Annotated in this window: 29 protein-coding genes; 10 read left to right on the top strand and 19 right to left on the bottom strand. The window is 38.3% G+C overall.

Annotated features, from left to right (window positions below; translation table 11 throughout):
- The first annotated feature begins 171 nt into the window (after positions 1-171).
- From HXT60_RS03205 to HXT60_RS03160, 10 genes are all read left to right on the top strand, one after another.
- The gene (locus HXT60_RS03205) at positions 172-942 is read left to right on the top strand and encodes an amino acid ABC transporter ATP-binding protein (protein ID WP_004137994.1); all 771 of its coding nucleotides are present in this window, start codon (positions 172-174) and stop codon (positions 940-942) included.
- A gap of 55 nt (positions 943-997) precedes the next feature.
- A complete protein-coding gene (locus tag HXT60_RS03200; RefSeq protein WP_014554578.1) occupies positions 998-1,870 on the top strand; it encodes a glutamate ABC transporter substrate-binding protein in 873 nt (290 codons plus the stop codon).
- 1 nt (position 1,871) lies between these two features.
- Positions 1,872-2,549: an ABC transporter permease subunit gene (locus tag HXT60_RS03195; RefSeq protein WP_004117849.1), complete on the top strand. Its 678-nt coding sequence runs from the start codon at positions 1,872-1,874 to the stop codon at positions 2,547-2,549.
- A gap of 5 nt (positions 2,550-2,554) precedes the next feature.
- Positions 2,555-3,658 carry an amino acid ABC transporter permease gene (locus HXT60_RS03190; RefSeq protein WP_004117853.1) on the top strand — a complete coding sequence of 368 codons (1,104 nt, stop codon included), beginning with the start codon at positions 2,555-2,557 and terminating at the stop codon, positions 3,656-3,658.
- Positions 3,659-3,817: 159 nt separating this feature from the next.
- Positions 3,818-5,245: a UTP--glucose-1-phosphate uridylyltransferase gene (locus tag HXT60_RS03185; protein WP_004115085.1), complete on the top strand. Its 1,428-nt coding sequence runs from the start codon at positions 3,818-3,820 to the stop codon at positions 5,243-5,245.
- A 252-nt stretch (positions 5,246-5,497) separates the two neighbouring features.
- Positions 5,498-7,423: a helix-turn-helix transcriptional regulator gene (locus tag HXT60_RS03180; protein WP_004115086.1), complete on the top strand. Its 1,926-nt coding sequence runs from the start codon at positions 5,498-5,500 to the stop codon at positions 7,421-7,423.
- A 1-nt stretch (position 7,424) separates the two neighbouring features.
- Entirely contained in the window at positions 7,425-7,790 is a 366-nt protein-coding gene (locus tag HXT60_RS03175; RefSeq protein ID WP_004111620.1) for a hypothetical protein, read from the top strand.
- 54 nt (positions 7,791-7,844) lie between these two features.
- Entirely contained in the window at positions 7,845-10,484 is a 2,640-nt protein-coding gene (locus HXT60_RS03170) for a DEAD/DEAH box helicase (protein ID WP_116772874.1), read from the top strand.
- Positions 10,485-10,574: 90 nt separating this feature from the next.
- Complete coding sequence (locus HXT60_RS03165) at positions 10,575-10,922, top strand: RNA polymerase-binding protein RbpA (protein WP_004111625.1); 348 nt, start codon at positions 10,575-10,577, stop codon at positions 10,920-10,922.
- Between the two features lie 45 nt (positions 10,923-10,967).
- Positions 10,968-11,666 (top strand): HAD hydrolase-like protein, encoded by a 699-nt coding sequence (locus HXT60_RS03160; protein WP_004117864.1) that lies wholly within the window; start codon positions 10,968-10,970, stop codon positions 11,664-11,666.
- Between the two features lie 45 nt (positions 11,667-11,711).
- On the opposite strand, the gene HXT60_RS03155 is transcribed toward HXT60_RS03160, so the two are convergent.
- The 19 genes from HXT60_RS03155 to tsf all read right to left on the bottom strand — a co-directional run bounded on the left by HXT60_RS03155 (position 11,712) and on the right by tsf (position 25,258).
- On the bottom strand, positions 11,712-12,791 hold the full coding sequence (locus HXT60_RS03155; RefSeq protein ID WP_421791391.1) for a protein rep: 1,080 nt from the start codon (positions 12,789-12,791) through the stop codon (positions 11,712-11,714).
- Between the two features lie 135 nt (positions 12,792-12,926).
- Entirely contained in the window at positions 12,927-13,634 is a 708-nt protein-coding gene (locus HXT60_RS03150) for a zonular occludens toxin domain-containing protein (RefSeq protein ID WP_421791389.1), read from the bottom strand.
- The gene (locus HXT60_RS03145; RefSeq protein WP_421791387.1) at positions 13,631-13,921 is read right to left on the bottom strand and encodes a hypothetical protein; all 291 of its coding nucleotides are present in this window, start codon (positions 13,919-13,921) and stop codon (positions 13,631-13,633) included. Before HXT60_RS03145 ends, HXT60_RS03150 begins: the two co-directional genes overlap by 4 nt.
- 2 nt (positions 13,922-13,923) lie before the next feature.
- Entirely contained in the window at positions 13,924-14,877 is a 954-nt protein-coding gene (locus HXT60_RS03140) for a hypothetical protein (RefSeq protein WP_116437129.1), read from the bottom strand.
- Positions 14,878-14,905: 28 nt separating this feature from the next.
- Entirely contained in the window at positions 14,906-15,280 is a 375-nt protein-coding gene (locus tag HXT60_RS03135) for a hypothetical protein (RefSeq protein WP_246943264.1), read from the bottom strand.
- Positions 15,281-15,434: 154 nt separating this feature from the next.
- A complete protein-coding gene (locus HXT60_RS03130) occupies positions 15,435-15,638 on the bottom strand; it encodes a hypothetical protein (protein ID WP_421791385.1) in 204 nt (67 codons plus the stop codon).
- 14 nt (positions 15,639-15,652) lie between these two features.
- Positions 15,653-15,817 carry a hypothetical protein gene (locus HXT60_RS03125; protein WP_410310710.1) on the bottom strand — a complete coding sequence of 55 codons (165 nt, stop codon included), beginning with the start codon at positions 15,815-15,817 and terminating at the stop codon, positions 15,653-15,655.
- A gap of 166 nt (positions 15,818-15,983) precedes the next feature.
- Positions 15,984-16,508 (bottom strand): MerR family transcriptional regulator, encoded by a 525-nt coding sequence (locus tag HXT60_RS03120; protein ID WP_004115090.1) that lies wholly within the window; start codon positions 16,506-16,508, stop codon positions 15,984-15,986.
- The gene (locus tag HXT60_RS03115; protein ID WP_004111634.1) at positions 16,508-16,948 is read right to left on the bottom strand and encodes an FHA domain-containing protein; all 441 of its coding nucleotides are present in this window, start codon (positions 16,946-16,948) and stop codon (positions 16,508-16,510) included. Before HXT60_RS03115 ends, HXT60_RS03120 begins: the two co-directional genes overlap by 1 nt.
- 18 nt (positions 16,949-16,966) lie before the next feature.
- Positions 16,967-17,869, bottom strand: coding sequence for a DUF881 domain-containing protein (locus tag HXT60_RS03110; RefSeq protein ID WP_004115091.1), 903 nt, complete (start codon positions 17,867-17,869; stop codon positions 16,967-16,969).
- Between the two features lies 1 nt (position 17,870).
- Entirely contained in the window at positions 17,871-18,203 is a 333-nt protein-coding gene (locus tag HXT60_RS03105; protein WP_004111642.1) for a small basic family protein, read from the bottom strand.
- An 11-nt stretch (positions 18,204-18,214) separates the two neighbouring features.
- Positions 18,215-19,246, bottom strand: a complete 1,032-nt coding sequence (locus tag HXT60_RS03100) for a DUF881 domain-containing protein (RefSeq protein WP_004111644.1) — start codon at positions 19,244-19,246, stop codon at positions 18,215-18,217.
- Positions 19,247-19,288: 42 nt separating this feature from the next.
- Positions 19,289-19,891: a CDP-alcohol phosphatidyltransferase family protein gene (locus tag HXT60_RS03095; RefSeq protein WP_004115092.1), complete on the bottom strand. Its 603-nt coding sequence runs from the start codon at positions 19,889-19,891 to the stop codon at positions 19,289-19,291.
- Positions 19,892-19,992: 101 nt separating this feature from the next.
- Positions 19,993-20,658 (bottom strand): ribulose-phosphate 3-epimerase, encoded by a 666-nt coding sequence (rpe, locus tag HXT60_RS03090; RefSeq protein WP_004111648.1) that lies wholly within the window; start codon positions 20,656-20,658, stop codon positions 19,993-19,995.
- 64 nt (positions 20,659-20,722) lie between these two features.
- The gene (gene lgt, locus HXT60_RS03085; protein WP_004111650.1) at positions 20,723-21,658 is read right to left on the bottom strand and encodes a prolipoprotein diacylglyceryl transferase; all 936 of its coding nucleotides are present in this window, start codon (positions 21,656-21,658) and stop codon (positions 20,723-20,725) included.
- 90 nt (positions 21,659-21,748) lie between these two features.
- Positions 21,749-22,789 (bottom strand): phosphatidate cytidylyltransferase, encoded by a 1,041-nt coding sequence (locus tag HXT60_RS03080; RefSeq protein ID WP_004111652.1) that lies wholly within the window; start codon positions 22,787-22,789, stop codon positions 21,749-21,751.
- A gap of 34 nt (positions 22,790-22,823) precedes the next feature.
- Complete coding sequence (frr, locus tag HXT60_RS03075; RefSeq protein ID WP_004111654.1) at positions 22,824-23,378, bottom strand: ribosome recycling factor; 555 nt, start codon at positions 23,376-23,378, stop codon at positions 22,824-22,826.
- Positions 23,379-23,480: 102 nt separating this feature from the next.
- Positions 23,481-24,230 (bottom strand): UMP kinase, encoded by a 750-nt coding sequence (pyrH, locus tag HXT60_RS03070; RefSeq protein ID WP_004111656.1) that lies wholly within the window; start codon positions 24,228-24,230, stop codon positions 23,481-23,483.
- Between the two features lie 176 nt (positions 24,231-24,406).
- Positions 24,407-25,258 (bottom strand): translation elongation factor Ts, encoded by an 852-nt coding sequence (gene tsf, locus HXT60_RS03065; RefSeq protein ID WP_032833912.1) that lies wholly within the window; start codon positions 25,256-25,258, stop codon positions 24,407-24,409.
- Positions 25,259-25,260 lie beyond the last annotated feature (2 nt).

The following is a 25,260-nucleotide window of genomic DNA, read 5'->3' as shown; positions in this document are numbered from 1 at the left end:
AATAAATGCCGTTAAGTTGTGTGATTGTATTAGGAAATCCGCACTTAACGGCATTTTTAAACTAAAATTAACATTTTGGTATCATTTTTATTGTTTTCCGTAACTTTATAAGCGTTTAAAAGTAACTATTACGATAAACGCATGTAACAAAAGAACATTAGAATCCTTTTTATGGATACTAAATTAAACAACACAAAAAAAGTAGCACAGCCGTTGGTGGAACTTAGCCATGTTGAAAAACACTACGGTAAGCTTCACGTTTTAAAAGATATTAACTTGACTGTTAATAAAGGCGAAGTGCTTGTTATTATTGGACCTTCTGGTTCTGGCAAGTCAACAATGTGCAGGACGATTAATCGTCTTGAAACTATTGACTCTGGAGACATTCGCATTGATGGTAAGCCTCTTCCTCAAGAGGGAAAAGAACTTGCCGCATTGCGTGCAGAAGTAGGAATGGTGTTCCAGTCTTTTAATCTTTTTGCAAACAAGACGATTCTAGAAAACGTTACGCTTGCTCCTATTAAGGTTCGTCATATGGAGCAGCAAGAAGCAGAAAGTTTGGCAATGGATCTTCTTGCTAGAGTTGGTGTTGATAATCAAGCTAACAAAATGCCTTCTCAGCTTTCTGGAGGTCAGCAGCAGCGAGTGGCAATTGCTCGCGCGCTTGCAATGCATCCAAAGGTTATGCTTTTTGATGAGCCTACATCTGCGCTTGATCCAGAAATGGTTAACGAAGTTCTTGATGTTATGGTTGAGCTTGCAAAAGAAGGAATGACCATGATTTGCGTTACTCACGAGATGGGTTTTGCACGTAAAGCTGCAGACAAAATCGTGTTTATGGCAGATGGCAGAATTCTTGAGCAAAATACACCAGAAGAGTTCTTTGAAAATCCAAAGACAGACAGAGCAAAAGACTTCCTTTCAAAGATTTTGACTCATTAATTTGACTCGTTTTTAAATCATTAATAGCGATTTTTTAAATCTTTAAGAGGTAGTTATGAAATATTTACACAATATTGCGCTTAAGTGTAAGCGTTACAAACTGGGATTAAGACATACATATCGCGCAATTTTATCTATGATTTGCGCATTGTGCTGCGTTCTACCACTTAGCGCTTGCAGTAAAAATAGTCGCAACGATGTAATACGCATTGGCATTAAGTTTGATCAGCCTGGTCTTGGCTTTAAAAAGTCTGGAACTTACGTTGGTTTTGATGTAGACGTTGCAAAGTACGTTGCCAAAAAGTTGGGTTACTCCGAAGATAGGATTGTTTGGAAGGAATCGCCTTCAAAACAGCGTGAAGCAATGCTTCAAAATGGCGATGTAGATATGATTGTTGCAACATATTCTATAACAGATGCTAGAAAAAACACTGTTTCTTTTGCTGGACCATACTTTATTGCAGGTCAAGATTTATTAGTTCGCAAAGACGAGCATAAAGTAAGCGGTCCAGACGATTTAGACGGAAAGCGTTTATGCTCAGTAACTGGTTCTACGTCTGCAATAGTTATTAAAGAGAAGTACTCTTCAAAAGTTCAACTTATGCAACAGCCTGGCTATGCAGAATGTGCAACAGCATTATTCTCTGGAATCGTAGACGCTGTTACAACAGACGATATTATTCTCGCTGGTCTTGCTACAGCATCTAGAGGCAGACTAAAGCTTGTTAGTAAGCCATTTACTGAAGAGCACTACGGCATTGGCATTAAAAAAGGAAACACTAAGCTAGCTAAGCGCATTAATAATGCTCTTAAAGACATGATTAAAAATGGTTCATGGAAAAGAGCTTTAGACGATAACATGCGCGGAACTGGTTTTAAGCCAAACGCAAAGTATAATCCGCCAGTACCAAATGAGGGGGAGGAGTAAAATGCAAGACTTTGTGCAATTATTTACTTCATACAATATTCCAGGAGCATTCTTGGTGAATATTGAAATCACATTGTGGAGCGTGCTTTTTTCAACGATTCTTGGTGTGATTCTAGTTATGATGAGGATTTGCCCAATTCATTCGCTTCGAATTATTGCAAGCGCATACGTTGAGTTCTTTAAGAATATGCCTCTAACAATAATCATGGTATTTATGGTTCTTGGCGTGTATGCTCAGCTAAAGCTCGGTTTTTCAACTGTTTTTAGCGTAAACTTCTTCTGGCTTGCTATAGCTGGCTTGAGTTTTTACACTTCAGCATTTGTTTGCGAATCTTTAAGATCTGGCTTAAACACTGTACCTTTGGGTCAAGCAGAAGCATGTAGGGCGCTTGGGCTTAACTTCTTCCAATCAGCTTTTAATGTGATTTTGCCTCAAACATTTTGCGGATCTGTAGCACCTCTTGGAAACACTTTTATTGCGTTGCTTAAAAATTCCACTGTTGCTGCAGCTGCATCTGTTGCGACTGAAACATCTACTCTTATGAGTGAGATGATTGAAAGGCATGCAGATTTGATTGTTCCAATCTTTTTGATTTTTGCGTGCGGATACATTGTGTTGATTATTCCAATCGGTATTTTCACAACTTATTTGTCTAATAAGCTTGCGGTTAGAAGGTGATGAAAATGGCAAAAAAACAAGAAAAATCTCTGTTATTTGATGCGCCTGGGCCTAAGGCTTTAAAAAAGATTCGCATTGCAAATATTGTTGCGTGCGTTGTGTTTGCGCTTATTGTTATTGCTTTGCTTTTAAGACTTAGCAATCCTCCCGAAGGCGAAAATCAGCTTTCGTGGGATTTGTGGAATCCAGCTGTGGAATCGGAAGCGTGGACTGATTTTTATCTTCCAGGATTGTGGATGACTCTTAAAGCTTCACTTCTTGCTGTTGTAGGCTCAATAGTTTTTGGACTCTTGTTTGGTCTTTTAAGACTATTGCCTAGCTTGATTCTTCGTAGCATTTCTGCCGTTGTAGTTGAGTTTTGCCGAGCTGTTCCAGTGCTTTTGCTTATGATCTTCCTTTGGAGAGGATTTGCGTTTGCTGGAATAAGTGGCGCGTCTTACTGGGCCGTTGTGTTGTCTTTGATTTTGTACAACGGTTCCGTGGTCGCAGAGCTAGTTCGATCTGGCGTTGGAAATCTTCCTAACGGTCAGCGTGAAGCGTCTTTAGCTCTTGGACTATCTCAATATCAGTCTTTAACACAAATCGAAATGCCACAAGCTATATTCGCAATGCTTCCAGCAGCTGTAACTCAGCTTGTTGTCGTGTTAAAAGACACTGCATTGGGTTCCATAATCATGTACACTGATTTGCTCCAAGAATCTAGACGACTTGGATCAATGTACTTTAATATTTTGCAAACTTTGACTGTTGCTGCAGTTGTGTACTTCTTGATTTGCTGGGCGCTTTCTTGGTTTGCTGAATGGCTCCCATCAAAGCTTAGTAGCAGAACGGCAGCTCCGACTGAACCAGAACCTGTTGCGCCAATCGCAATTATGGATCCTTCTAACGTGAATCAGATTGCTGTTGCTAAGGAAGTTAAAGAGCTTCCGTACGGTGGAACTCCTAGAAAGTACCACGTGCATCACCGCGGTACAAACGCTTCTATTCACCATTGGCGTCGTACTCGTTACTTGCAAGGCTACGATGAGCATCATCTAGAAACTGGTGACGAGAATTTAGATGATAGTCAAAATACTAACCAAGATAAAAATAATAAAAAGCATGATTAATTCTAATTTTTAGATTAATTATAATAGCGCAATGGGTTTGATTCCGCCTGTTGTGCTATTTTTTTGATTTTTAGTAATAAAATCCATTCACCTTGTTTGCAACATATAGATTGAATAGATAAACTATTAAACATAATGCATACAAGGAGGCTGTCTTAAATGGGCGACACTTTTGAATTGTCCGCTGCAAAGATGCGCGAACAAGGTATGAGTGAGATTGCGATTAATCAATTTGCGCATCTTTATGACTCGTGGATTAATGATAAGTCTGGTGAATTTATTCGCGAAAACACTGTAGAGCCTATTAAGAGTGTTCCAAATTTTCACGAAATTTATGAGACTATTGATCATGATAAAGCTGTAAACGCTTTTGCAAAAACAGCGTTTATTAAGCTTAATGGTGGTTTGGGAACGTCTATGGGATTGTCGTGCGCAAAATCTTTGTTGCCTGTCCGTAGGCACAAAGCTCGACAAATGCGATTTATAGATATAATAATCGGTCAGGTTCTTACAGCACGCCAACGCTTAGGTGTTGATTTACCTCTTATTTTTATGAACTCTTTCCGCACATCTAAAGATACATTACAAGTGCTGAAGCGTAATCGTAAATTTTCTCAAGAAAACATTCCTGTTGAAATTATTCAGCATCAAGAACCGAAATTGCTAGAGGAAACCTGTGAGCCAGTTTCTTATCCAGAAGATCCTGAGTTAGAGTGGTGTCCTCCAGGTCATGGAGATATTTTCTCTACAATTTGGGAATCAGGATTGTTAAACGTTTTGAAGAAAAATGGTATTGAATATTTATTTATTTCAAATTCAGATAATTTAGGCGCTAGACCTTCTCGTACTCTTGCTCAGCACTTTGAAAACACGGGTGCTTCAATAATGATTGAGGTTGCTAAGCGTACTCAAGCCGATCGTAAAGGTGGTCATATTGTTAGAGATCTCGAAACTGGAAGAATGATGCTTCGAGAAATGACTCAAGTTCATCCAGAAGATCGAAGAAGTGCTCAAAGTATTAAGAAACATCCCTATTTTAATACAAATAATATTTGGGTTCGCGTTGACGCATTACAAAAAAAGTTGGAAGAATACAATGGAGTTCTTCCTCTTCCTGTGATTTGCAATAGAAAAACTATTGATCCTACAAATGAAAAAAGCGAGAAAGTTATTCAGCTGGAAACTGCGATGGGTGCTGCAATTTCGCTTTTTAATGATGCTATTTGTGTAGAAGTAGATAGAATGAGATTCTTGCCTGTCAAGACAACTAATGATTTGTTTATAATGCGTTCAGACAGATTCCATCTTACTGATTCTTATGAGATGGAGGATGGCAACTACATATTCCCAGATATTGATCTCGATCCTCGTTATTATCGAAATATCAATGATTTCAACGAAAGATTCCCTTATTCGGTGCCTGCTTTAGCTGCTGCAAAGTCAGTTACTATTCGTGGTGATTGGACATTTGGTAATCAGGTTTCTATGTTCTCCGATGCTGTTTTAGAAGATACTGGAGAGCCAAGCTACGTTCCAAATGGGGAATTTGTTGGGCCTCAGGGTATTGAACCAGATGAATGGGTGTAAATAGCGTGTGAAATTTGAGAATTAAAAAATATTTATGGCGTGTCGCGCGTGAAATGGCTTGTTTTCAAGGGTTCTCTTACCCTTGAAAATAATAAAATAAGAAAAATCATGAGTTTTTTTAAAAATGTCCACACGTATAGCAAAACACCATTAAAATAGATAAAGTGTGTGTGGAGGATTTAGCGTCTTACATTAATCGCAGATTCTCTATGCATGGAAGGAAACTACAAAAGAAACGATACGTGAGGACCAATGGCAGAAGGAAGTAACGGAAGACGTCGTTTTTCCGATAAGTGGGGCAAACATGAGCTAGATGTGCTAGCGGTGTTGTCTTCCGCATTTCCACAATGGCTGACTTCGCGTCAGATTGCACAACGAGTTAAAGCTTATGCTGATTCATATGGAGAGCTTGCTGATCAGGCTGCTAAGGCAGCTTTTGCCAAGCAGTTCCAAAGGGATCGTGCAAAACTTGCGGCTATGGGAATTGCAATTGAGTCACGACAGCCAGAATATTCTTCCAAATCCGAAGGGCAAGATTTTGCATCTTATAGATTGCAGCTTGGCGATGAGCCAAGAGTTCGTATACGTTTCGAGCAAGAAGAACTTCCTGTTTTGGCTGCTGCCAATTATTTGGCTAGGTCTATGTCCATTTCTTCTTCTGAATCTCGTAAAGTTGAGCAACAGCATTCTTCTGCGTCTCGCACAGCTCCAAGAGTTCCTCAAACTCCTATACCTGGACTAGGTCTTGATTCTATCGCTCCAGGTTTAGGCACTCAGACAATTCCAGATGCATTAGTTAAGGTTATTGATTCACGTAGATTCGCCGCAACAGTTGATGTTGATGGCGAGCATTTGAATGTTGCTTATACTGATTCAGATGATTTAGCGATGTTCGTTCTTGAACATCCAGGTTCTTGTGTTGTAAGTCCACAAGAAGCAGTAGATGCATTCCATCGTAGACTTAATGCTGCAACGGAATTTGTGTCTTGCGATGAAGATTATGTTGAGCAAGACGATTTATCGCAAAATAGCTCTGACGATAATCAGGATTTGTCTGACTCTGAGCCAGACAAATCACGCCAAAAGAAAGCATCTTTCCAAACTGGCAGTGAGGTTGATCGCAGACTTCGATTAATGCTCTTCCTTTCTGCACATCTTGGTGAAGAGTTCCCATTGGATGAGCTTGCTGTTAGATTTATAGGAAAGCCAAAGAGTGAAGACGAACTTCGTAGATTTGTTGCTATTTTGCACAAAGATATCAATACTCTTACGACTGTATCTGATGATGGAGAGATGGCTGGTAGTCAGTTCTTCGATATTGATTGGTCTTTGCTAGAAGCTGAAGGAATTGTTTCTGCAACAAATTCATTAGGGCTTGAGCGTTTGGCTGGTGTTTCTCAACAGTATATGAGCATGTTGACCGCATCAGTTAATTATCTTGCTCATTCTCCGCTTCTTCCTGTTGAACAGAGAGACCAGGCTAAGGCTTTGTATATGCGTTTGCGTAGGCATGTGCGTCCAGGTGAAACTCCTTGGCTGAGCCTTACTGGTTATGAAGTAGAGCCTAGAAACTGTTCTATAGTTCGTAGCGCTATTAATGCTGGTGCTCTAATTGACATGGAGTATACGGACGGAGCTGGCAGAACTCGTAGGAAAGTTGTTGCACCTTCTAAGATTTTTGTTGATGAAGGCGTTTATTACGTTGCAGTTTGGACTGATGTTGAAAATCAGGCTCCAGAAGATAAACGTAGTCTAGTTGCGAAGGATACTTCTATCAATAAGGCAAATGGTTTGCCTAGAATTTGGCAAGTTCTTCGCGTTGCTCGCATTGAGCATGCAGAGGTAATTACGCCTGTTTGCCCTGTAGAAATTCCAGATGTTCCTATTAGCGAACTTCGTAAGTGGAGTTTTGACAATGGTACGCAAACATGCTTTATCACTGATGAACCTGATTTAAACTTCTTAAAGAGTCTTTCAGGTGCTACGGTTGAGCCTTGTGGGAGTGGGGTTAAAGTTCATTTGACTGTTTGCTCAGATTCTTGGTTTGTTGCTTTCTGTATTGCGCATGCCCGTCATATTAAAGCTGTTTCTCCAGAAACTTTGCGTACTATGATTATTGCTCGTGCTCAACGTGAATTGAGTGTTGATCATAGCGATTCTCCTATTGTGGAGAATTAAAATGCCGTGGTGGATTTGGGTTATTATTACGCTTTTCATGCTTTGTATGATTGCATGCGGGACTGTTTTCGCTATTAGAAATGCTTTTAGGATTTTTGAAAATTCTTCAAGTTTTCTTGAAAAAGTTTCTTCTTGCTTTGAAAGACTTCAAGACAATAATGATTCTTTAGATAATGATACAAGCCCGCTATTCACTCGTCCTATAAAGGATGCGGCACGTAGATACGAGCATACTCGAATTAAGGTTAATGATCGTCATAATCGTATAAGAGAAACCCATAAGTCCATTTGGCAAAATTGGAATACAAAGTCGTTGCGTCAAGAAGATATTGATAATCCTAATTTTAAAGAGTCAAAAGAATCTTAGTGAATTGCGAACTTAAAATTATTTTGATTTAAGAAGAAAGAACTAAACTTTTTTATGTCTAAGACGTCATATCGCAAGAAAAAGAAAAATGATATTCTTGTTGATTCAAACGATTACAAGAATGATTCTGAAATTCCTTTATCTCCAGCTGAACGGTTTAATTTGTTTAAGCAAACTATTGAGCACTCTCGAACTATGGCTGCAAAATTTGAACAATCTTTAAGTTTTGATTTAGATGATTTTCAAGCAGAAGCAATTGATGCACTGGAAAATGGAGATAATGTTCTTGTGGCAGCTCCTACTGGAGCAGGTAAAACTGTTGTTGCTGATTTTGCTGTTTTTCTAGGCGTAAATCGTGGAGTTAAAACATTTTACACAACTCCTATTAAGGCTTTAAGTAATCAAAAATATCATGATTTTTGTGAAGTTTATGGAATAGATAGAGTTGGACTTTTAACTGGAGATACTTCGGTTAATCCAGAGGCTGATATTGTTGTTATGACTACAGAAGTTTTACGCAATATGCTTTATGAACGTTCAATTACTCTTAAATCTCTTGGATTTGTTGTTTTAGATGAGGTTCATTATCTTGCAGATAAGTTCAGGGGTGCTGTGTGGGAAGAAGTTATTATTCATCTTCCTCAGAGCGTTAAGATTATTGGTCTTTCTGCAACTGTTTCTAATGTGGAAGATTTTAGTGCATGGATTTCTTCTGTGCGCGGAGAAACACATTTGGTTGTAGATGAGCATCGTCCTGTTCCACTTGAAAGACATGTTATTATCCAAAAGGATGGACGCACAGAGCCTGAATTACTTAACTTATATGATGTTGATAAAAATGGTAATAGCACCAATCATGTAAATCTTGCTTTAACAAGAAAAATCACTCAATGGGAGAATGCCTCTTTACGACGTAAAGCATCTTATCGTAATGTAAATAAACGTTTTAGCAAAGGCAAGTTTTCTAAGAATAAGTTTTCTAATTCATCTAAAAGTAATAGGGGAGAAGTTGCTGTTAGACACACCCCTAAAAGGTGGGCTGTTATAGATGAGCTTGATTACCTTGATATGCTACCAGGAATATATTTTATTTTTTCTCGTTCAGGATGCGATCAGGCTGTTCAACAATGTTTAAACGCTGGATTATCTCTTACTAGCGATGAAGAAATGTATGAAATTCGCAGAATAGTTGATTCTATGATTGCGGAAAATAAGCTAAGCAAAAGCGATTTAAAGGCACTTAGATTTGAGCGTTTTAGGTATGCTCTTGAACAAGGTTTTGCAGCTCATCACGCTGGTATGATTGCTATTTTTCGCCATATTGTAGAAACGCTTTTTGAACGCGGTCTTATTAAGGTTATTTTTGCTACAGAAACTCTTGCTTTAGGTTTAAATATGCCTGCGAGAAGTGTTGTTGTTGAAAAACTTGTTAAATTTGATGGTACAGGTCACGTTCCGCTAACTCCTGGTGAGTTCACACAACTTACTGGTCGCGCTGGCAGACGTGGCATAGATGATATTGGTCATGCAGTGTTAATTGACAATCCTGATTTTGATCCTTCTAAGGCTGCATCCTTGTCTAGTAAACGTGTGTATCCTCTTCATTCTAGCTTTGTTCCTACATTCAACATGGCTGTTAATCTCCTAAATAATAGTGATGTTAAAACTGCTCGCATAACTCTAAGCAGTTCTTTTGCTCAATGGGAAGCCAATGCTTCTGCTCAAAGGCTTTTAAGTCGTATTGAGGATCTTAAAGAAGCTATTAACGGCTACGAACAAGCATTTCATTGCACTCAAGGTGATTTTTCTGAGTTTATGACTCTTAGAATGCGTCTTAAAGATGCTCAACATGATCAGCGCAGAAAACTTAAGCACACAATATTTGCTAGTGAAGTTGAACGTGCTAAAGCTTTTAAAGAATTAGATAAAACTATCGATACCTTACGCAACGAGGAGCGTAACCATCCTTGTGCAGGATGCCCAGATATTCAAGAACATTTACACTGGGGTTATTATTGGGCTCGAGAAATGCGTGAACTAAATCAGGTTAAGGATCGCTATAATTCTCGTACTGGCTCAGTTGCAAGATGTTTTGATAGTATTTGTGAAGTACTTTGTAGATTAGATTATTTAAAAAATACGAACGATGCTTTAGTGTTAACAGACAAGGGTCAGTTGCTTCGTAGACTTTACAACGAGCTTGATGTTGTTTTTGCTCAATCAATTTGTGAAGGAATTTTTAATAATCTAACTCCTATTCAATTATTGTCTTGTTTATCTGCATTAGTGTATGAATCTAGGGGTCCTGCTGGGGGAGAGCCGCGTAGGTATCCTGGAGGATTAAATGCGCCTGTATTCAATACAGTTTTAAAGATGAAAGAATTATTTATTCGTATAAGTGATATGTGCTTGAATAATCATCTTGATGCTTTAAGACCTCTTGATTTTGGTGCAATCGATATGATTTATGATTGGGCTCAAGGTGCTGATTTACTCGACATATTGCAAAATACTGACATAACTGGTGGCGATTTTGTCAGATTTGCAAAAAGACTTATTGACTTACTTAATCAACTTGCTGTTGCTAGCGAATATTTGAAAATATTGCCTAACGTAGATGATTCTTTAGCTCACAATGCTTATGAAGCAGCTAAACTTATTAATCGCGGGGTAGTTGCTTATTGTGATGTTTGATATGTTATTGATATACCATGGTATACCTTTGTGTATCGTCCGTGCAATTCGCTAGCTTTATAATGAAAACAAAAAGGAGAATAATATATTATGGCAGAGCGCAGTTTACGTGGAATGAGCATTGGAGCTAAATCATTGGAATCCGACGATAATGTTGATTTCGCTGCTCGTAACGATGTTGCATATGTGTGCCCTAAGGGTCACAGAACGATTCTTCCATTTGCTCAAGGTGCCGAGATCCCTGAAGAGTGGGAATGCCGTTGTGGTGCATTAGCACATAAGGAAGGCGATGCAGACAGACCAGATGATGATTTTAATAAGCCAGCTCGTACGCATTGGGATATGCTTTTAGAGCGTAGAAGTGAAGAAGAGCTTAAAGCTTTACTTGATAAGCGTTTAAAGATGCATCATGAGGGTTGGATTCCTGATTACGAGTGAGAATTATTTTTACAAACAAAACACTTCTAAGGGAAATAAGCTGTCATGAAAGTTGTTCTTCTTGATTTAGATGGTACTTTAACACAATCGCATGCTGGTATTATTGCGTGCGCTAAAAAAGCGATGTCTGATCTTGGTATGCAGATACCTGATGATACTGAAATGTTGCGTTTTGTTGGACCGTCTATACTTGAATCTTTTCAGAGGAATCATATGCCTAAAGAATTGCAATCTGAAGGCGTTAAATTGTATAGGAAATATTATTCCGAAGTTGCAACTTTTATAGATCCTGATAATCCAAATGGCGATATGATTACTGGGAATTTTTTGAACAAAGTTTATGATGGCATTCCTGAACAGCTTAAGTTGCTACGAAAGTCTGGTTATTATCTTGCTACTGCATCTTGCAAGCCTGAATATCAAGTTAAACCAATTTGTGATCATTTTGGATTGACAAACTTGATTGATGGTATTTATGGTGCTAGCAAAGATATGTCTAGGATTAATAAAGATCAAGTTATTCGCTATGTTTTTGAAAATATTGGATTCAATCCTTTACGGGATCGTGCTTTAATGGTTGGCGACCGTTGGACGGATGTTGATGGCGCTTTAGCATGCGATATTGATTGTTTGGGTTGCTCTTGGGGTTATGCCGAGCCTGGTGAGCTTAAAACTCACGGAGCATATCGTATTATCGACAGTGTTTCTGATTTGAATAATGCCATTAATGAGTATTTTGAATAATTTTGAAATATTATTTGTTTTTCGTGCTAAAAAATATATGAGTATTTATCCGATAATGTCTCTTACGTCATCTGTAGACTCAACAAAAGCGAGTAATTGGGGAGCTGTACCGTCTTCGCGTATGACTTCCCAATCGTCTTTTGAGATGAAGAAAAGTGTATCACGATCACTGCGCTGTTCTAAGATTTGTTCGTCGTCTAAATCTTCTAGTGGTAGCATGTCAAAAAGACCGTGTGAAAAATGCATTTGTCGTTTGTAATGACTAGCTTTCTCATACTCACGAAAAATAGCTATATCTTGCTTGTTTTGAAAGTTGTCTTCTTGAATATCAGCAAGTATCTGAAACGGAGTGCGAGAAGACTTAACGCGAGCTTTTTTGAAGTTACCTAAAGTTAATTCTTTAGCAATATCTCCGTGAACTTTGCTGACATATTTGGCGACTATGCGTTCTGTGCCGTCTTTGCAAATTTGCCAATCCATGCCACCAGACGCAGCGATAAAGTCACCACCGAATTTTTGAAGAAATAAACCAAACTTAGCTGCAATATAATCGCGAATAGTTTCACCACGTTTATTACAGTGATAACCTTCAAAAGTTCGAGTAGTTATAAAAAGAATATGAAAATGAACATGCCAACCATTGTCACCATAAGTAACTTCTGTAGCTTTTACAGAACCAACGACAATATTATTACGAAAATTCATAAAGCCAGACATAGATTGCAAGCGAGCATATGCAGCACTGATATTTTTCCATAAATCAGCAAGATTATCGCCTTTATGATGACGTTGAGTCAATGTCAATAAGCTCACTACGTAGTTATTGCGCTTAGCCCAGTCAACCAAAACTTTTAGTTGTTCAACACGATAATGTGAAATTTTTGCTGAGCATACAGGGCAACACCACACATTCGAGCATGTAGAAAGACCACCGAATGTGGCAGACCCGTCTGATCTTACTTTTTGAACCGCAGCAGCATTTCGAATAACGTGACCGCAGTCTTTCAACGTATGCTTCGTTGCAATCTTCTGCATTGTAGAGCGTAAAGACCAGAGCATATTGAAAGCTTTTTCCGAATTACCAAGAGCTTGGCGAAGCTTGTGAGACTTGATATTTACTGTCATTTCAATTATCCTTATATAGCAATATTTATTATGATATCTATTATAAAAAAATTATGATAATACTGCAACCATTGGTTGCAGTATTATTTTGCCGTCTCGAACTGCGCACAGTACTGTGCGAACAGTTCGGACGGTCTAATTTTTACGCACGGCGAAGTTCATGTGTTTGGGAAGGTTGATTTGAATTGCGGCTGACGGCGAGTCTGTAGAGCGTGTAGAAGTGTGTGAGTATTCGTCATTGCGTGCGATACGCTGGTATGTGTCATAGAGTGAAGTTTCTCGTTTTGTCATATGAAAAACATACGTATACAATTTTTTAGCTACATATGCGCCTTCGAGCTTATCGTAAGTAAGCGTTTCACCATCTGATACATCATTAACGATAATAGTACGTAATAAGCTATGGCAATTAACAATTGTTTTTACCTGTTTACGTAAACTAATGTCAAGTTCTTCCCATATTTGTGAGGACATAACAATATGGAAACGATTTTTACGTTGTTGAGAGATCGCAGCAAGAAAATCAAGACTAATACCACGTTTCTTATTAAAAAATAGATGCGCTTCATCAAGAAGAAGTAATAACCCTTTATCACCAACGGTCATATTAAGAATGTTTTCTAATTCATCATTCGTAAAAAACAGATTTACACGTGGATGATTAATAATAATATTACTATAGCATATGCAATCCGGATAATCTTTTAAAATTTTAAGCGCATAATGTACCATGCTCAAGGTCTTCCCAGATCCTTGAAAACCCTTATACACGCGCGTTCCTGTAGGAAAACCTGTAAAAGCTTTAGGAGACTTATGTCTAAAAGACTCAAAATCTATTTTCATTGAAATATCTCCAAAACCCAACTAGCTGCAAGATTAACTAAATACGCCACATACACAGTAAACTTAAAAACAATTAAAGCAGAAATAAAAAGTATTGTCCAAACAAGCGGTGGCGCAAAACGATGAAGAAACCAAAAAGCAATACTAAAAGCATCAGTAACAAGCGAAACATCAGGAAACGGAATAATAGAAAATAATTTAAACAAACCAGCAAGAAGAACACCAAGTGCCACAAAAATAGCAGTAATAACAGCAGTACGAATACCAACACGAACAAAATCAAGCATACCTACACTCCTAAGAAATCAAAAACCATACTCAAAGACATAGAACGCTCACGCCAAGCACGCACAAGCTCAGGCATTAGACGAAGCAATTTAGCAAAACAACGTAAAGAAATATAAAAAAGGGGGAGAGCTTCTAACGCAATAAGCCATGCAGGAGGAGCAGGAATAGCATCAAAATCAAAATCCAATTTTACACCATTATATGATGCACTAATATTAGGAGGTTTAGGAGATGTAGTAAAAAGATTCGTAAAAAGCGAAGAAAGCTTACTAACATTATTTTCAGCTTTTGTATCATTATCACTCTTCTTAGAAAACTCATTTTTCTTTTTTTCTGCATCAGCATTAGCTTGCTGTTCTTTTTTCTTCTGTTCTTCTCGATCACGCTCCTGATCTTTCAACAACTTTTCTAACTTATGTAATTCAGTTAAAACTTTACCAGTGCGTATATCTTGATAATCATTAATTGAACGAAACCAAGTAAAAATACCATCAATTTTAGAACGAATATCAGCAAGCGTATCATTCACATTAATGAGACGATTAGAAAGCGTAGAAAACCAATTATTAAACTGATCCAAATACGCCTTAATATCAGCAAGATTATCACCCCGAATACGAAAAGCAGTAATGAAATAATTAGCATCATTTTGAAGCTTAGCCACAGACGATAAAGCGCAAGAAGAAGAAAGACACTTAAAATACGCTGTCTTAGCAGCAACATCAACCTGTAAAAGGGAAGAATAAGGATAATTCGATAAAGCACCCCACTTCACGCCAAACGAAGTATCAGAATTCAATTGATGAATCGAAACAGCAACAATATCACCAGCTTGCAAACCAACGGGATAAATAGCATCAATAGACATAATTTGTCCACGAGCTAAAGCAACCGCACCAGTACCTAAATTTGAAAGAGAACCATTAGAAACAGTAATGTTACCATTAATGGGCACGCTATCAACAGGAGTATTAATAGAAGCATTAGCGACGGTCGGAACGCAAACGACGAGGAAAAATAGGACGCACAATAAGCCAAACAATCGAACAAATAATCGTCGTACATAACAAAGCATCAGTAACGAGTTCTGCCGTAAAAAAATGAGTAGAGGGCTGCACTTGTACCGAATACGTCTCATAATTCTCACAAGGAGAACGACTATCATAGGTTTGCGCATACGAAGATAAAAACCACTCATCAGCACTTACACCAGCCTTAACATATACAGCATACTTACGTCTCGATGACCAATCACCAGCACGATAAGAAAACAAACGTTTTGTATCAACAATACAAAACGAATCACCATAAACAGGCTTACTTAAACCTTTAGTATTACGAGAATCAACAAAACGCATTATGATCTATACAATAAATCAAAAATCCAGGAAAGGATAAGCCATGTACAAATAGCAGGAACGGCAAGCGGAACAAGCGTCTTTCCTAACTCAACAATAACATCATAAAAAGGTTGAAAATCATACATAGCTTATCCAATGACAACAATAAACGTTAAATATTAGCTTTACCTTTAGAAACGCCTTTAACCAATTTACGGATAATACGGTAACCAAAAGAAAAAACCACAACAAGACCAATAAGAGCACCCGCTGCAGTTAGCTCATTCCACATTGCTCCAGTATTCCAAGCAGTTTGAAACGAAGCAATCCAACCAGCCATACCAGAAGCATCAGCTAAAATTTGTGCAGAATACATAATAAAACTCCTTACTAAATAACAACATTTTTAGAATCAAATAAATACTTAACTTCAAGAGGTTTCAAAAAAAGACGAGAAATCTCTTGACCAGCAACAATAACAGCAACATAATCATAAGGATTATTCGCCTTAGACATTGCATGCACAAGTCGCAAAGTAGCATTAACATCAGTCATTTAATCACCCCCTTTCAATTATCTAGATTTTAGTTTTGGAACATCTTTAAGATTGAGATATAGTGTTAAACCACGAGAACTAAGCCAACGACGACAATATCCGATAATGTACGTTATGTCAGATTAGATATATTTTAGGGATAAAATATACAAATACATTAGAAATTTACTTAGATAATGCAGAGTCTAAATCAGCTTTAACCTGTTTAACAATACGACCAACAGCTATAGCAAAAACAGCTGTGCCACATTCAAGCATATCTCGCATATTTTCCTGATTACTATCGCATTCCACAACAGATTGACCATCGCAAATTATGGTCATATTTTCGAGATGCTTTACACTAAAACAATTTAAAAACACTATAGCAGTAGTCACATTAGTAAGATTTACTCCAGCGTCTAAAAGTCGCTTAGAAACCGCCATAATTGCAATGTCTTTAAAAGAATATAAACGACGAGACCCAGAACCATGAGACGGATTAATAGAAGGCTCAATTATGTGTTTACGAGCCCAATAATCAAGTTGTCTATATGTAATACCAGCGATATTCATAGCAACGCTTCCACGGTATCCTGTGGAATACTCTTCATCATCCGAAAACGAAAACAGTTCCCCCTGCGTTGGCTGATGATCATGTTTTAAAGAATCAACCAACGCACTATCTTCAGGAGAGTTTTCAAAATTCATTATCGTTTAGTAACAGCGTCACACGTAAAGAACATTAATCGGAACTTGCCAATCATAATTTCGTCACCATTATGAAGAATAGCTTCATCAACACGGTTACGATTAACATACGTTCCATTTAGACTTCCAGCGTCAGCAATGCTAAAAACAGTACCATTTCTACGAAAAACAGCATGAGCTCTAGAGACAGTAGAATCGTCTAGCATAATATCAGCTCTAGAATCTCGTCCAACAGAAACGACGTCCTCATCTAGTAAATAACGCGATCCAGAAACTGCTCCACGTGTAGAAATAAGTAAAGCGGTACCAGGAAGCAGCTTTGCTATAGTATCTAAATCATCCTGCCTAAGAGGACGATCTGCATTAGAGTTTATTGGAATGGTAATAGCTGGCATACCAATAATGGTTGTTTCGCCAGCAGTAGGAATCGGTTCAGTCATAATTGCTATTTTACCTTCTTATTCGACCGGTTTTGCATATTGATACTGTTTTGGTTCGCGTGTCGAGCGAATTTCAACCTCTTCAGGCGTTGAAACATATACGGAAGCACCGAATTTGACTTTTAATCTAGACCCAACTCCCCCAGCAATATTTACGGCGTTTTGCAAATTCTGAGGCTCGCCAATAGCCTTAACAACATATGGAGGATTAATCTCAATTGCATCACACAATAACCCATGCTTAGTGTCAGAAATATAGCTAGAAGTTACTATACGTATGTCGTTAACAGACATAACCTCCACTCCAGCATTACGAAGCTCTTCAAGCAGTTGAAACATTGTAGCAGCATCCACACGCTCTTTTTCTCCAGCAGTAATGTGAATAATTACTCCCTTACCAACAGCTGGAAGACGACCAGATATTAAACCACTCGTCTGAGAATTCTGCTTAGCAATCCTAGCAGCTTCCTCCTGTTTGTTAACAGATGCTTTTAAAGAATTAAGCTGGCTAGTTAACTCAAACTTTCGCTGCTCTAGATTTTGTATTTGCGAATTAGTTTCTGTAATTAAACGAGTAAGCTCATCCTCACTCATCGTCTGATATACAAGTGTACTTCTATTAACTTGAATCATATAAGCAAATCCAAGCAATGCACAAAGAAGCATAACAAGTAAGCCAGTTAAAATACGAGTACGCGTAATATGACCTTGCAATGAAGGCTTATTTTTTCGTTTAACAATCGGGAAAGAACCTGTTTGTGTACGATCACTTTCGCGATCTTTAGCATGCTGACGATGCAATTTTCTGACGATATTGTCAATATTTTTATCAATATTTTTGTCAACATTTTTATCAAAAGTATCGTCTAAATTGTCGTTCTTTATGCTATTTTTTGATGTATTAGAAAATGGGTGACGCATATCAGCCTCTAAATATAAAACGACGTATTGCAGAAACGTTAGAGAAGATTCGTATTCCTAATACAACAATAACAGCAGTTTGCAATTGTGCTCCAACTCCAAGTTGGTTTCCGAGTAAAACTAAAAGAGTAGCAGCAATAACATTCGAAAAGAATGAAATAACAAACACCTTATCAGAGAAACTACGCTCAAAATAAGCTCTAGCAGCTCCAAGCAGAGCATCCAAGGCTGCAAGAACCATAATCGGCAGATAAGGTTGAATAACTACTGGAATATCAGGATGTACAACAATCCCAATAAGCGCACCTAAAATCAATCCAAGAACAGCTGTCATAACCTATTTTCCTATCTCCTACTCAATAATTCTTTTGCAAAATTAATTTCACCAGTTCCCGCAGCAGAAAGTTTAAGCGTATTTGACTTAGAAATTTGCGGATTAATACCTGCGTCGCTAAGAGAAACAAACCACGGAGAACGCTTTTGAGAATTTAACTTTTCAATAAGACTAGAACTGTCTCCAATAGCCTCAATCATATAAGGGCTTTGAGTCTGATTAACACCTATAAGAATAGTTGACCCAGCAGTACGGATGGACGTTTGAGCGCCAATTCTATGACCATTTATTGATATTGCTTCTGCGCCTGCATCCCAAAGAATGGAAACAAAAATCTGAATATCTCTATCTGTAACAACCCTAATTCTTTCTCCTTTAGCCATTTCTCTAGGAATGTTGCCGCTAGATACGTCATTGTTTGTAGAAATAGGATTAGCAATAGTTAAAACAATTCCAGACCCTACAACGCCATGTGTACCATTCGTCATATTGTCAGATTTATCAACTTGATTTTCATAAGGAGTATTAATTCTTTTTGACTCACGATCTACACTAGCACGCAATCTAGTTACATCTTTAACAAGATTGTCAAAACGGCTTGCGTGAGAAGTAAGCTCGTTAGCTAACGATAAACGTATGGCTTTACGAGAATCCGTATGCAATTTTCGCACAAATTGGCTTCCCACAGTACCAAGAGCAACACAAATAATAAAGACAATTATTCTAGTAATCCAGAGATTAATCTTACTAACATTCTGCTTATTAAGACGGGAATCCATAAAAAGAGGATCCACTGGTCTATTGCTTAAATCGTCAATTAAGCGTAATGAATAGTCTTCAATACGACGTCTTTTTTCATTATGGTTAGAAAAGTTATAACTTGAATTAGTCACATGATGAGGACCAAGAGCAAATACAGATTTGGAAAAAACTGCTCTGCGTTTTGAAAATAAGATAACGGTTGGAGCAGGAAAAGACTCTGGAATAACACTATTATCAGTGTTATTCACATCATGATTTAGATTAGAAGTCTTTTGCACCATAATATGTCCGTTATTTAAACCAGTTTATAATACTTATAATCCTTATTTAAACTTTTTTATTAATAGCTTATAGGCTTGAATGCAATACAATACTCCAGCAAACCAGTAAAGTGTTATTCCCCAAATTGCACAAGCTATCGCTGCAGCATACAAAATAAGCATTGGTTCAGTAGCAACAGCATAAACAATCATAAATAATACGATAGCAATCATCAATAATGCTGTTCCAGTTTTACCCATGAAATTCACTGGTAAAGGTCCATAATCATATTGTGCAAGAATAACAATCAAAATAGCCATTACTATGTCTCGCAAAACAACAAGAGCCAACGCCCACCAAGGTATAATCTTGGCAAACGCTAAAGCTAAAATGCTGCATGCTATTAAAAGCCTATCTGCAACAGGATCTAAAATCTGCCCTAACTTGCTAACCTGATTAAAAGTTCTGGCAATATAACCATCAACGCAATCTGAAAAAGCAGATATAGCAAGAACGATTAGAGCAACCCCCATTTTATTTTGCGCAATTAAAATGGCAAGATATGGTATAGAACATATACGCAGAAAACTAATCACATTAGGTACAGTAAAAACTCGATCAAGTGCTTCAGGACTGTACTCCTGATTAGAAATGAACTTAACCATACCTATTTCCTTAAAAACAATTTAAAAGACTTACCAATTGTATTCTATTTTGCATATATAAAATATTGGGGCATTATTCTAAAAATGCCCCAATAAAAGTTTTATGCTCGCCAAGCCTCTTGCGCAATATTACGAATAGAATCAATAGCAGCTGATGGATTTTCAGCTCCATAAACAGCAGATCCTGCAACCAGCACATCAGCACCAGCTTCTGCGACTATAGCAGCTGTAGAAGGGCTTACTCCACCATCAACCTGAATATGAGTATCCAATCCACGACGAGTAATTTCATCACGTAAACGACGAACCTTACCCATTTGATTGCTCAAGAACTTTTGTCCACCAAAACCAGGCTCAACAGTCATAATAAGAATCATATCGAATTCATCAAGAATATCGAAAATAGGTTCAACTGGCTCAGCTGGGCGGACTGCAAAACAAGCTTTGCAACCCATGTCTCGCAGCTGACGAGCAAGACGAACAGGCGCATGAGTGGCACCCATATGGAAGCTCACAGAATCAGCACCAAGTTTTGCGTACTCTGGAGCCCAACGATCAGGATCCTCAATCATCAAATGAACATCTACAGGAAGACTAGTAACTTCGCAAATGCGTTTTACAATCGGCTCCCCTAAAGTTAAATTCGGTACAAAATGATGATCCATAACATCAACGTGAACAAGATCAGCATTTGAAATTGCTATAAGATCTCTTTCAAGATTGCAAAAATCTGCAGAAAGAATGCTAGGTGCTATTTGTATATTCATGTGTTCCATTCTAAGAAAAGCAAGCGACTAGAAAAACAAAATATCTATATTATTTAAGAATATTTTAAGATAATCTTTTTGTTTTAATATTTGAATTAGATTGAGATTCACGCTCACGTTCATCTGCAGTTATATCAATAAGACGATTCACAAGATCTGTTCGTGACTTGTGGGTATTTTGCAAAATCATAAAAACAATAATTGAAATAATAAATACAACTATAGAAACCCATACGTTAATTCTTATTCCAAGAAAAGTATGTGAAAAATCAATCCTTAAAGACTCAATCCACATTCTTCCTGCCGTATACCACATTACGTAAAGAACAAACTCAGATCCAGATTTAAGTTTTCTCTTAAGAACTTTGCCGAAAGAAATAAGCAAGGCTGCGCCTGCAAAATTCCAAATCATTTCATATAAGAAAGTAGGGTGAAACAGAGTACCCTCTGGGCATGTGAGACCATCGTAGCAACTTTCACTGTGTCCTATAGCATTTGCAGCAGAATAATTAAGTTTTAGGCCCCATGGCAAAGTAGTTGGAGCACCATAAAGTTCTTGGTTAAACCAATTACCTAACCGCCCTATACCTTGTGCAATAAGCAAGCTAGGTGCAGCTGCATCTGCAAGCAAGCTTATTGGATATTTTTTATAGGTACACAGTGCGCTTGCAGCAATAGATCCTAGGATTACTCCTCCCCAGATTCCTAAACCACCATTCCAAATTCTAAATATCTCCAACAAATCTCCCTTAGGTCCAAAGAACTTTTCGGGAGTGGTAATAACATGATAAAGACGTGCTCCAACTATTCCTGACGGAAGACTAACCAGTGCAACATCTAATATCTGATTAAAATCTCCGCCTTCTCGTTTCCATCTACGAGTGGTAATCCACATTGCAACAAGTGCACCAGCAAGAATTGATAAAGCATAAAATCTTAACGTTATAGGTCCTAATGTAATCTGAGAAATACTAGGACTAGGAATAGAACAAATCGTCATAAATCCTCATGTTAGTAGAAAACCATGACGGTTACTTGTAATGTTTTTATGACAAAACAAACGATTAATATCTAAAATATTACCTATAAATTAGAACCCTACAACCTTAATCAATGCCATAAGAACAGGCGCACAAAGCAGAATAGAATCCACTCTATCTAAAACGCCACCGTGACCTTTAAGCAAATGCCCCATATCCTTAATGCCAATATCCCTTTTAAGCATTGAAGCACATAAATCACCAAAGGTACCAACCATGCCTGATGCAACACCCATTATTGCTGGCATCCACCAGAATTTTATCCAAGAAGATCCATAGAAGCCAGATATGATAGCGTAAGCACCTATCAAAGCAAAAAGCATTGACCCTAAAAGACCCTCTATTGATTTCTTAGGAGAAATACGAGGAGAGAGCTTATGCTTACCAAGCCACGCACCAGCAAACAAACCACCAGTGTCACTTAAAGCTGGTAGAAACACAAGCAGCATCGCATGCGCTATAGCATACTTAGTATTTGTTAAAGACAAAACAATGCATGAGGCAAGCAAAGGAATATACAATACAACAAACAATGAGACTGCCGTATTAGTGAAAGTATTTGCCTTTGCACTTTTAGATGATGTAGGATGCTGGAGCTTTTTTTCTACAGCGCGTAAAGTCCTTTGCGAAACAGTGCTATTCAATGTAGCAAAAACAACAGTTAAAAGCAATGATGCTGTTATGCCACTAGCCATAGCAACAGTATGCCATCTTGCATAAAAAGCAGAAAGAATAGTGATTACAGAACAAACAGACAATAACAGAAATGGAATCCTGAAACCTGCCGTAGCAAAATCTACATGCAACTCCCACAACGCGAGAACCATAAAAATGGTTAAAAGAATAACAAAAGTATCGATGCTAATTACAAGACAAGCAACAATCACAGCAACCAATAAAATCGCAGTCGCTATAGCCTGAGGCATATTTCTGCCAGTACGACGATTTATATCGTCTAAAGTATCATGGGTGCCGTTAATGGTCTTTTCATGTGAAGAATCAGATTTTGCCGACTTATTATTACCGACTAAATTGTTATTAGTTAACAAATCAGCTTTGTTAGACAATTCTCCAAGATTTTCTTGATTCATACGACACCCATTCAACCTAAAAGTTTCTGAAGAATCAGACCTCCATTATTTCCTTCTGCTTGCCATCAAGCAAAGCATCTAAGGAATCAGTTACTTGCTTCGTAACTTTATCAAGCTCTTTTTGTAAGCGCTCTCCTTCATCTTCGCCGATTTCACCATCTTTTACAGACTTATCAATATTCTCCTTGGTTTTACGGCGAATATTTCGAACAGCAACCTTACCTTCTTCAGCTTTTGTTTTAGCAAGTTTTACGTATTCTTTACGACGGTCTTCTGTAAGTTCTGGCATTGTAACACGAATTACATTTCCATCTCTATTAGGGCTTACTCCTAAATCTGAATCGCGAATAGCCTTTTCTACAGCATTAGCTTGCGAAGCATCAAAAGGAGTTACAGAAAGAGTGCGAGGCTCTGGAACACCAATAGAAGCAACAGCCTTAATAGGTGTTGGAGCACCATAATAGTCAACCATAATGCCATTAAGAAGAGCAGGATTAGCACGTCCAGTTCTAATACCCATGAAGTTCTCTTTAGTAGCTTCCACAGACTTGTTCATCTGTTCAAGAGCCTGATCGATAATCGCTGGCATGTATTCTCCTTTATCGGTATGTGCCAATTTTAAAATTTATTATTTAACTATCTATTCATGTTTATTAAATTTTAAATATTCAAATTATGAATATTCGCATATTTAAGCAAATGTAGGTTCAGCATCCGAAACTAAAGTTCCGATTTCCTCACCAACCAGTGCTCTAGTGACGTTTCCTTCACCCTCTAATCCGAATACGCGAATCTTCTGCTTGTTATCTCTAGCCATAGATAGTGCAGAAGCATCCATAACAGCAAGACCATCGACAAGAGCACGTTGATAATTTAACGTTACAAATTTCTTCGCGTTCTTATCTTTCCGTGGATCAGCGCTATAAACGCCATCTACACCATTCTTGCCCATCAAAACCTCATCGCAATGTATTTCCAAAGATCGCTGAATAGATACAGTGTCGGTTGAAAAATATGGCATTCCAGCACCAGCACCAAAAATAACTACACGACCCTTTTCAAGGTGTCGAATTGCCTTAAGTGGAATATAAGGTTCTGCAACTTGACCCATTGTTATAGCAGTTTGCACACGCGTTGCCTGCCCTGCTTGTTCAAGAAAATCTTGTAGAGCCAAGCAATTCATAACAGTACCGAGCATACCCATATAGTCACCACGGCTACGATCAATTCCAGCCTGCTGAAGTTCTGCTCCGCGGAAGAAGTTTCCGCCGCCAACAACAATTGCAACTTGCACGCCTTCATGCACTGCTTTTACAATTTCTCCAGCAATTCTACGAATAACATGAGTATCAATACCAACGGCTCCACCGCCAAATGCTTCTCCCGAGAGCTTCAATAAAACTCTACGAGACTTGCTTTCCCCCGCTTGTGCGATAGTCATAAAACTTTCCTCCAGTCATAACGGCGAACGCAAGCATATCTTTGCCATGATATCTTTCAATGACGACACAGCAAAACACGATTTTATAATGTATAAATTAAAAGAATGGGCTTGCATGACTTATCACGCAAACCCATTCTTGTTTTATGAATTTTTAATAAGCTTTCGCTTAAAAATTATTCAGCAGAGCCTTTGCCAACCTCAACGCGAGCGAAAGCCAAAGCAGTGCCACCAACTTCCTTGAACAAATCTCCAATAGTCTTGGAAGGATCCTTGACATAAGACTGCTCAAGAAGAACGGTTTCCTTGAAGAAGGCGTTCAAACGGCCTTCAACAATCTTTGGAACAATCTTCTCTGGCTTGCCTTCAGCTAAAGACTTTTCTGTAGCAACGCGACGCTCAGACTCCAACACATCTGCTGGAACATCTTCGCGGCGAAGCCACTGAGCGCCCATAGCGGAAATCTGCAAAGCAGCTTCGTGAGCAACCTTAGCGCCCGCTTCGTCGGTAGCAATCATAGAAACAATGCTTGGAGGTAATTCAACGGACTTCTTGTGAGCATAAACCTCAACGTGAGGACCGCTAATCTTGGCAATCTGCCCAACCTTAACGTGCTCGCCAAACAATGCTGCTGCTTCTTCTACTTCTTCCTTAACCGTAGCATCTCCAGCCTTAGCTGCAAGAAGCTCTTCTGCACTAGAAGCATTGGCTTCAATAGCATTGTTCAACACAGTTTCGGAGAATTCAACGAACTTTGGAGTCTTAGCAACAAAGTCGGTTTCGGAATTCAATTCAACTGCATAGCCAGTTTCACCTTCTGCAGTTTTAACAACCTTAGAAGCAACGGTTCCTTCCTGAGCCTTGCGACCTTCACGCTTGCCAGCGGCCTGAATGCCCTTAGCGCGGATAATTTCCTTAGCGCGAGCTACATCGCCTTCGGATTCGGTAAGAGCCTTCTTAACGTCCATCATGCCAGCGCCAGTTTCTTCGCGCACCTGCTTAATCAACGCTGCAGTAATTGCTGCCATTT

Origin of the sequence: Gardnerella sp. KA01002 (assembly GCF_049244015.1) — a bacterium.
GTDB lineage: Bacteria > Actinomycetota > Actinomycetes > Actinomycetales > Bifidobacteriaceae > Bifidobacterium > Bifidobacterium vaginale.
The sequence above is the reverse complement of the archived record's forward strand: the minus strand, read 5'-3'. Positions and strand labels throughout refer to the sequence as shown.

What these genes read in the sequence shown, in the direction of transcription:
- HXT60_RS03205 (WP_004137994.1), top strand. Translation starts at nt 172, where the DNA reads ATGGATACTAAATTAAACAACACAAAAAAAGTAGCACAGCCGTTGGTG.
- HXT60_RS03200 (WP_014554578.1), top strand. Translation starts at nt 998, where the DNA reads ATGAAATATTTACACAATATTGCGCTTAAGTGTAAGCGTTACAAACTG.
- HXT60_RS03195 (WP_004117849.1), top strand. Translation starts at nt 1,872, where the DNA reads ATGCAAGACTTTGTGCAATTATTTACTTCATACAATATTCCAGGAGCA.
- HXT60_RS03190 (WP_004117853.1), top strand. Translation starts at nt 2,555, where the DNA reads ATGGCAAAAAAACAAGAAAAATCTCTGTTATTTGATGCGCCTGGGCCT.
- HXT60_RS03185 (WP_004115085.1), top strand. Translation starts at nt 3,818, where the DNA reads ATGGGCGACACTTTTGAATTGTCCGCTGCAAAGATGCGCGAACAAGGT.
- HXT60_RS03180 (WP_004115086.1), top strand. Translation starts at nt 5,498, where the DNA reads ATGGCAGAAGGAAGTAACGGAAGACGTCGTTTTTCCGATAAGTGGGGC.
- HXT60_RS03175 (WP_004111620.1), top strand. Translation starts at nt 7,425, where the DNA reads ATGCCGTGGTGGATTTGGGTTATTATTACGCTTTTCATGCTTTGTATG.
- HXT60_RS03170 (WP_116772874.1), top strand. Translation starts at nt 7,845, where the DNA reads ATGTCTAAGACGTCATATCGCAAGAAAAAGAAAAATGATATTCTTGTT.
- HXT60_RS03165 (WP_004111625.1), top strand. Translation starts at nt 10,575, where the DNA reads ATGGCAGAGCGCAGTTTACGTGGAATGAGCATTGGAGCTAAATCATTG.
- HXT60_RS03160 (WP_004117864.1), top strand. Translation starts at nt 10,968, where the DNA reads ATGAAAGTTGTTCTTCTTGATTTAGATGGTACTTTAACACAATCGCAT.
- HXT60_RS03155 (WP_421791391.1), bottom strand. Translation starts at nt 12,791, where the DNA reads ATGACAGTAAATATCAAGTCTCACAAGCTTCGCCAAGCTCTTGGTAAT.
- HXT60_RS03150 (WP_421791389.1), bottom strand. Translation starts at nt 13,634, where the DNA reads ATGAAAATAGATTTTGAGTCTTTTAGACATAAGTCTCCTAAAGCTTTT.
- HXT60_RS03145 (WP_421791387.1), bottom strand. Translation starts at nt 13,921, where the DNA reads ATGCTTGATTTTGTTCGTGTTGGTATTCGTACTGCTGTTATTACTGCT.
- HXT60_RS03135 (WP_246943264.1), bottom strand. Translation starts at nt 15,280, where the DNA reads ATGCGTTTTGTTGATTCTCGTAATACTAAAGGTTTAAGTAAGCCTGTT.
- HXT60_RS03130 (WP_421791385.1), bottom strand. Translation starts at nt 15,638, where the DNA reads ATGTATTCTGCACAAATTTTAGCTGATGCTTCTGGTATGGCTGGTTGG.
- HXT60_RS03125 (WP_410310710.1), bottom strand. Translation starts at nt 15,817, where the DNA reads ATGACTGATGTTAATGCTACTTTGCGACTTGTGCATGCAATGTCTAAG.
- HXT60_RS03120 (WP_004115090.1), bottom strand. Translation starts at nt 16,508, where the DNA reads ATGAATTTTGAAAACTCTCCTGAAGATAGTGCGTTGGTTGATTCTTTA.
- HXT60_RS03115 (WP_004111634.1), bottom strand. Translation starts at nt 16,948, where the DNA reads ATGACTGAACCGATTCCTACTGCTGGCGAAACAACCATTATTGGTATG.
- HXT60_RS03110 (WP_004115091.1), bottom strand. Translation starts at nt 17,869, where the DNA reads ATGCGTCACCCATTTTCTAATACATCAAAAAATAGCATAAAGAACGAC.
- HXT60_RS03105 (WP_004111642.1), bottom strand. Translation starts at nt 18,203, where the DNA reads ATGACAGCTGTTCTTGGATTGATTTTAGGTGCGCTTATTGGGATTGTT.
- HXT60_RS03100 (WP_004111644.1), bottom strand. Translation starts at nt 19,246, where the DNA reads ATGGTGCAAAAGACTTCTAATCTAAATCATGATGTGAATAACACTGAT.
- HXT60_RS03095 (WP_004115092.1), bottom strand. Translation starts at nt 19,891, where the DNA reads ATGGTTAAGTTCATTTCTAATCAGGAGTACAGTCCTGAAGCACTTGAT.
- rpe (WP_004111648.1), bottom strand. Translation starts at nt 20,658, where the DNA reads ATGAATATACAAATAGCACCTAGCATTCTTTCTGCAGATTTTTGCAAT.
- lgt (WP_004111650.1), bottom strand. Translation starts at nt 21,658, where the DNA reads ATGACGATTTGTTCTATTCCTAGTCCTAGTATTTCTCAGATTACATTA.
- HXT60_RS03080 (WP_004111652.1), bottom strand. Translation starts at nt 22,789, where the DNA reads ATGAATCAAGAAAATCTTGGAGAATTGTCTAACAAAGCTGATTTGTTA.
- frr (WP_004111654.1), bottom strand. Translation starts at nt 23,378, where the DNA reads ATGCCAGCGATTATCGATCAGGCTCTTGAACAGATGAACAAGTCTGTG.
- pyrH (WP_004111656.1), bottom strand. Translation starts at nt 24,230, where the DNA reads ATGACTATCGCACAAGCGGGGGAAAGCAAGTCTCGTAGAGTTTTATTG.
- tsf (WP_032833912.1), bottom strand. Translation starts at nt 25,258, where the DNA reads ATGGCAGCAATTACTGCAGCGTTGATTAAGCAGGTGCGCGAAGAAACT.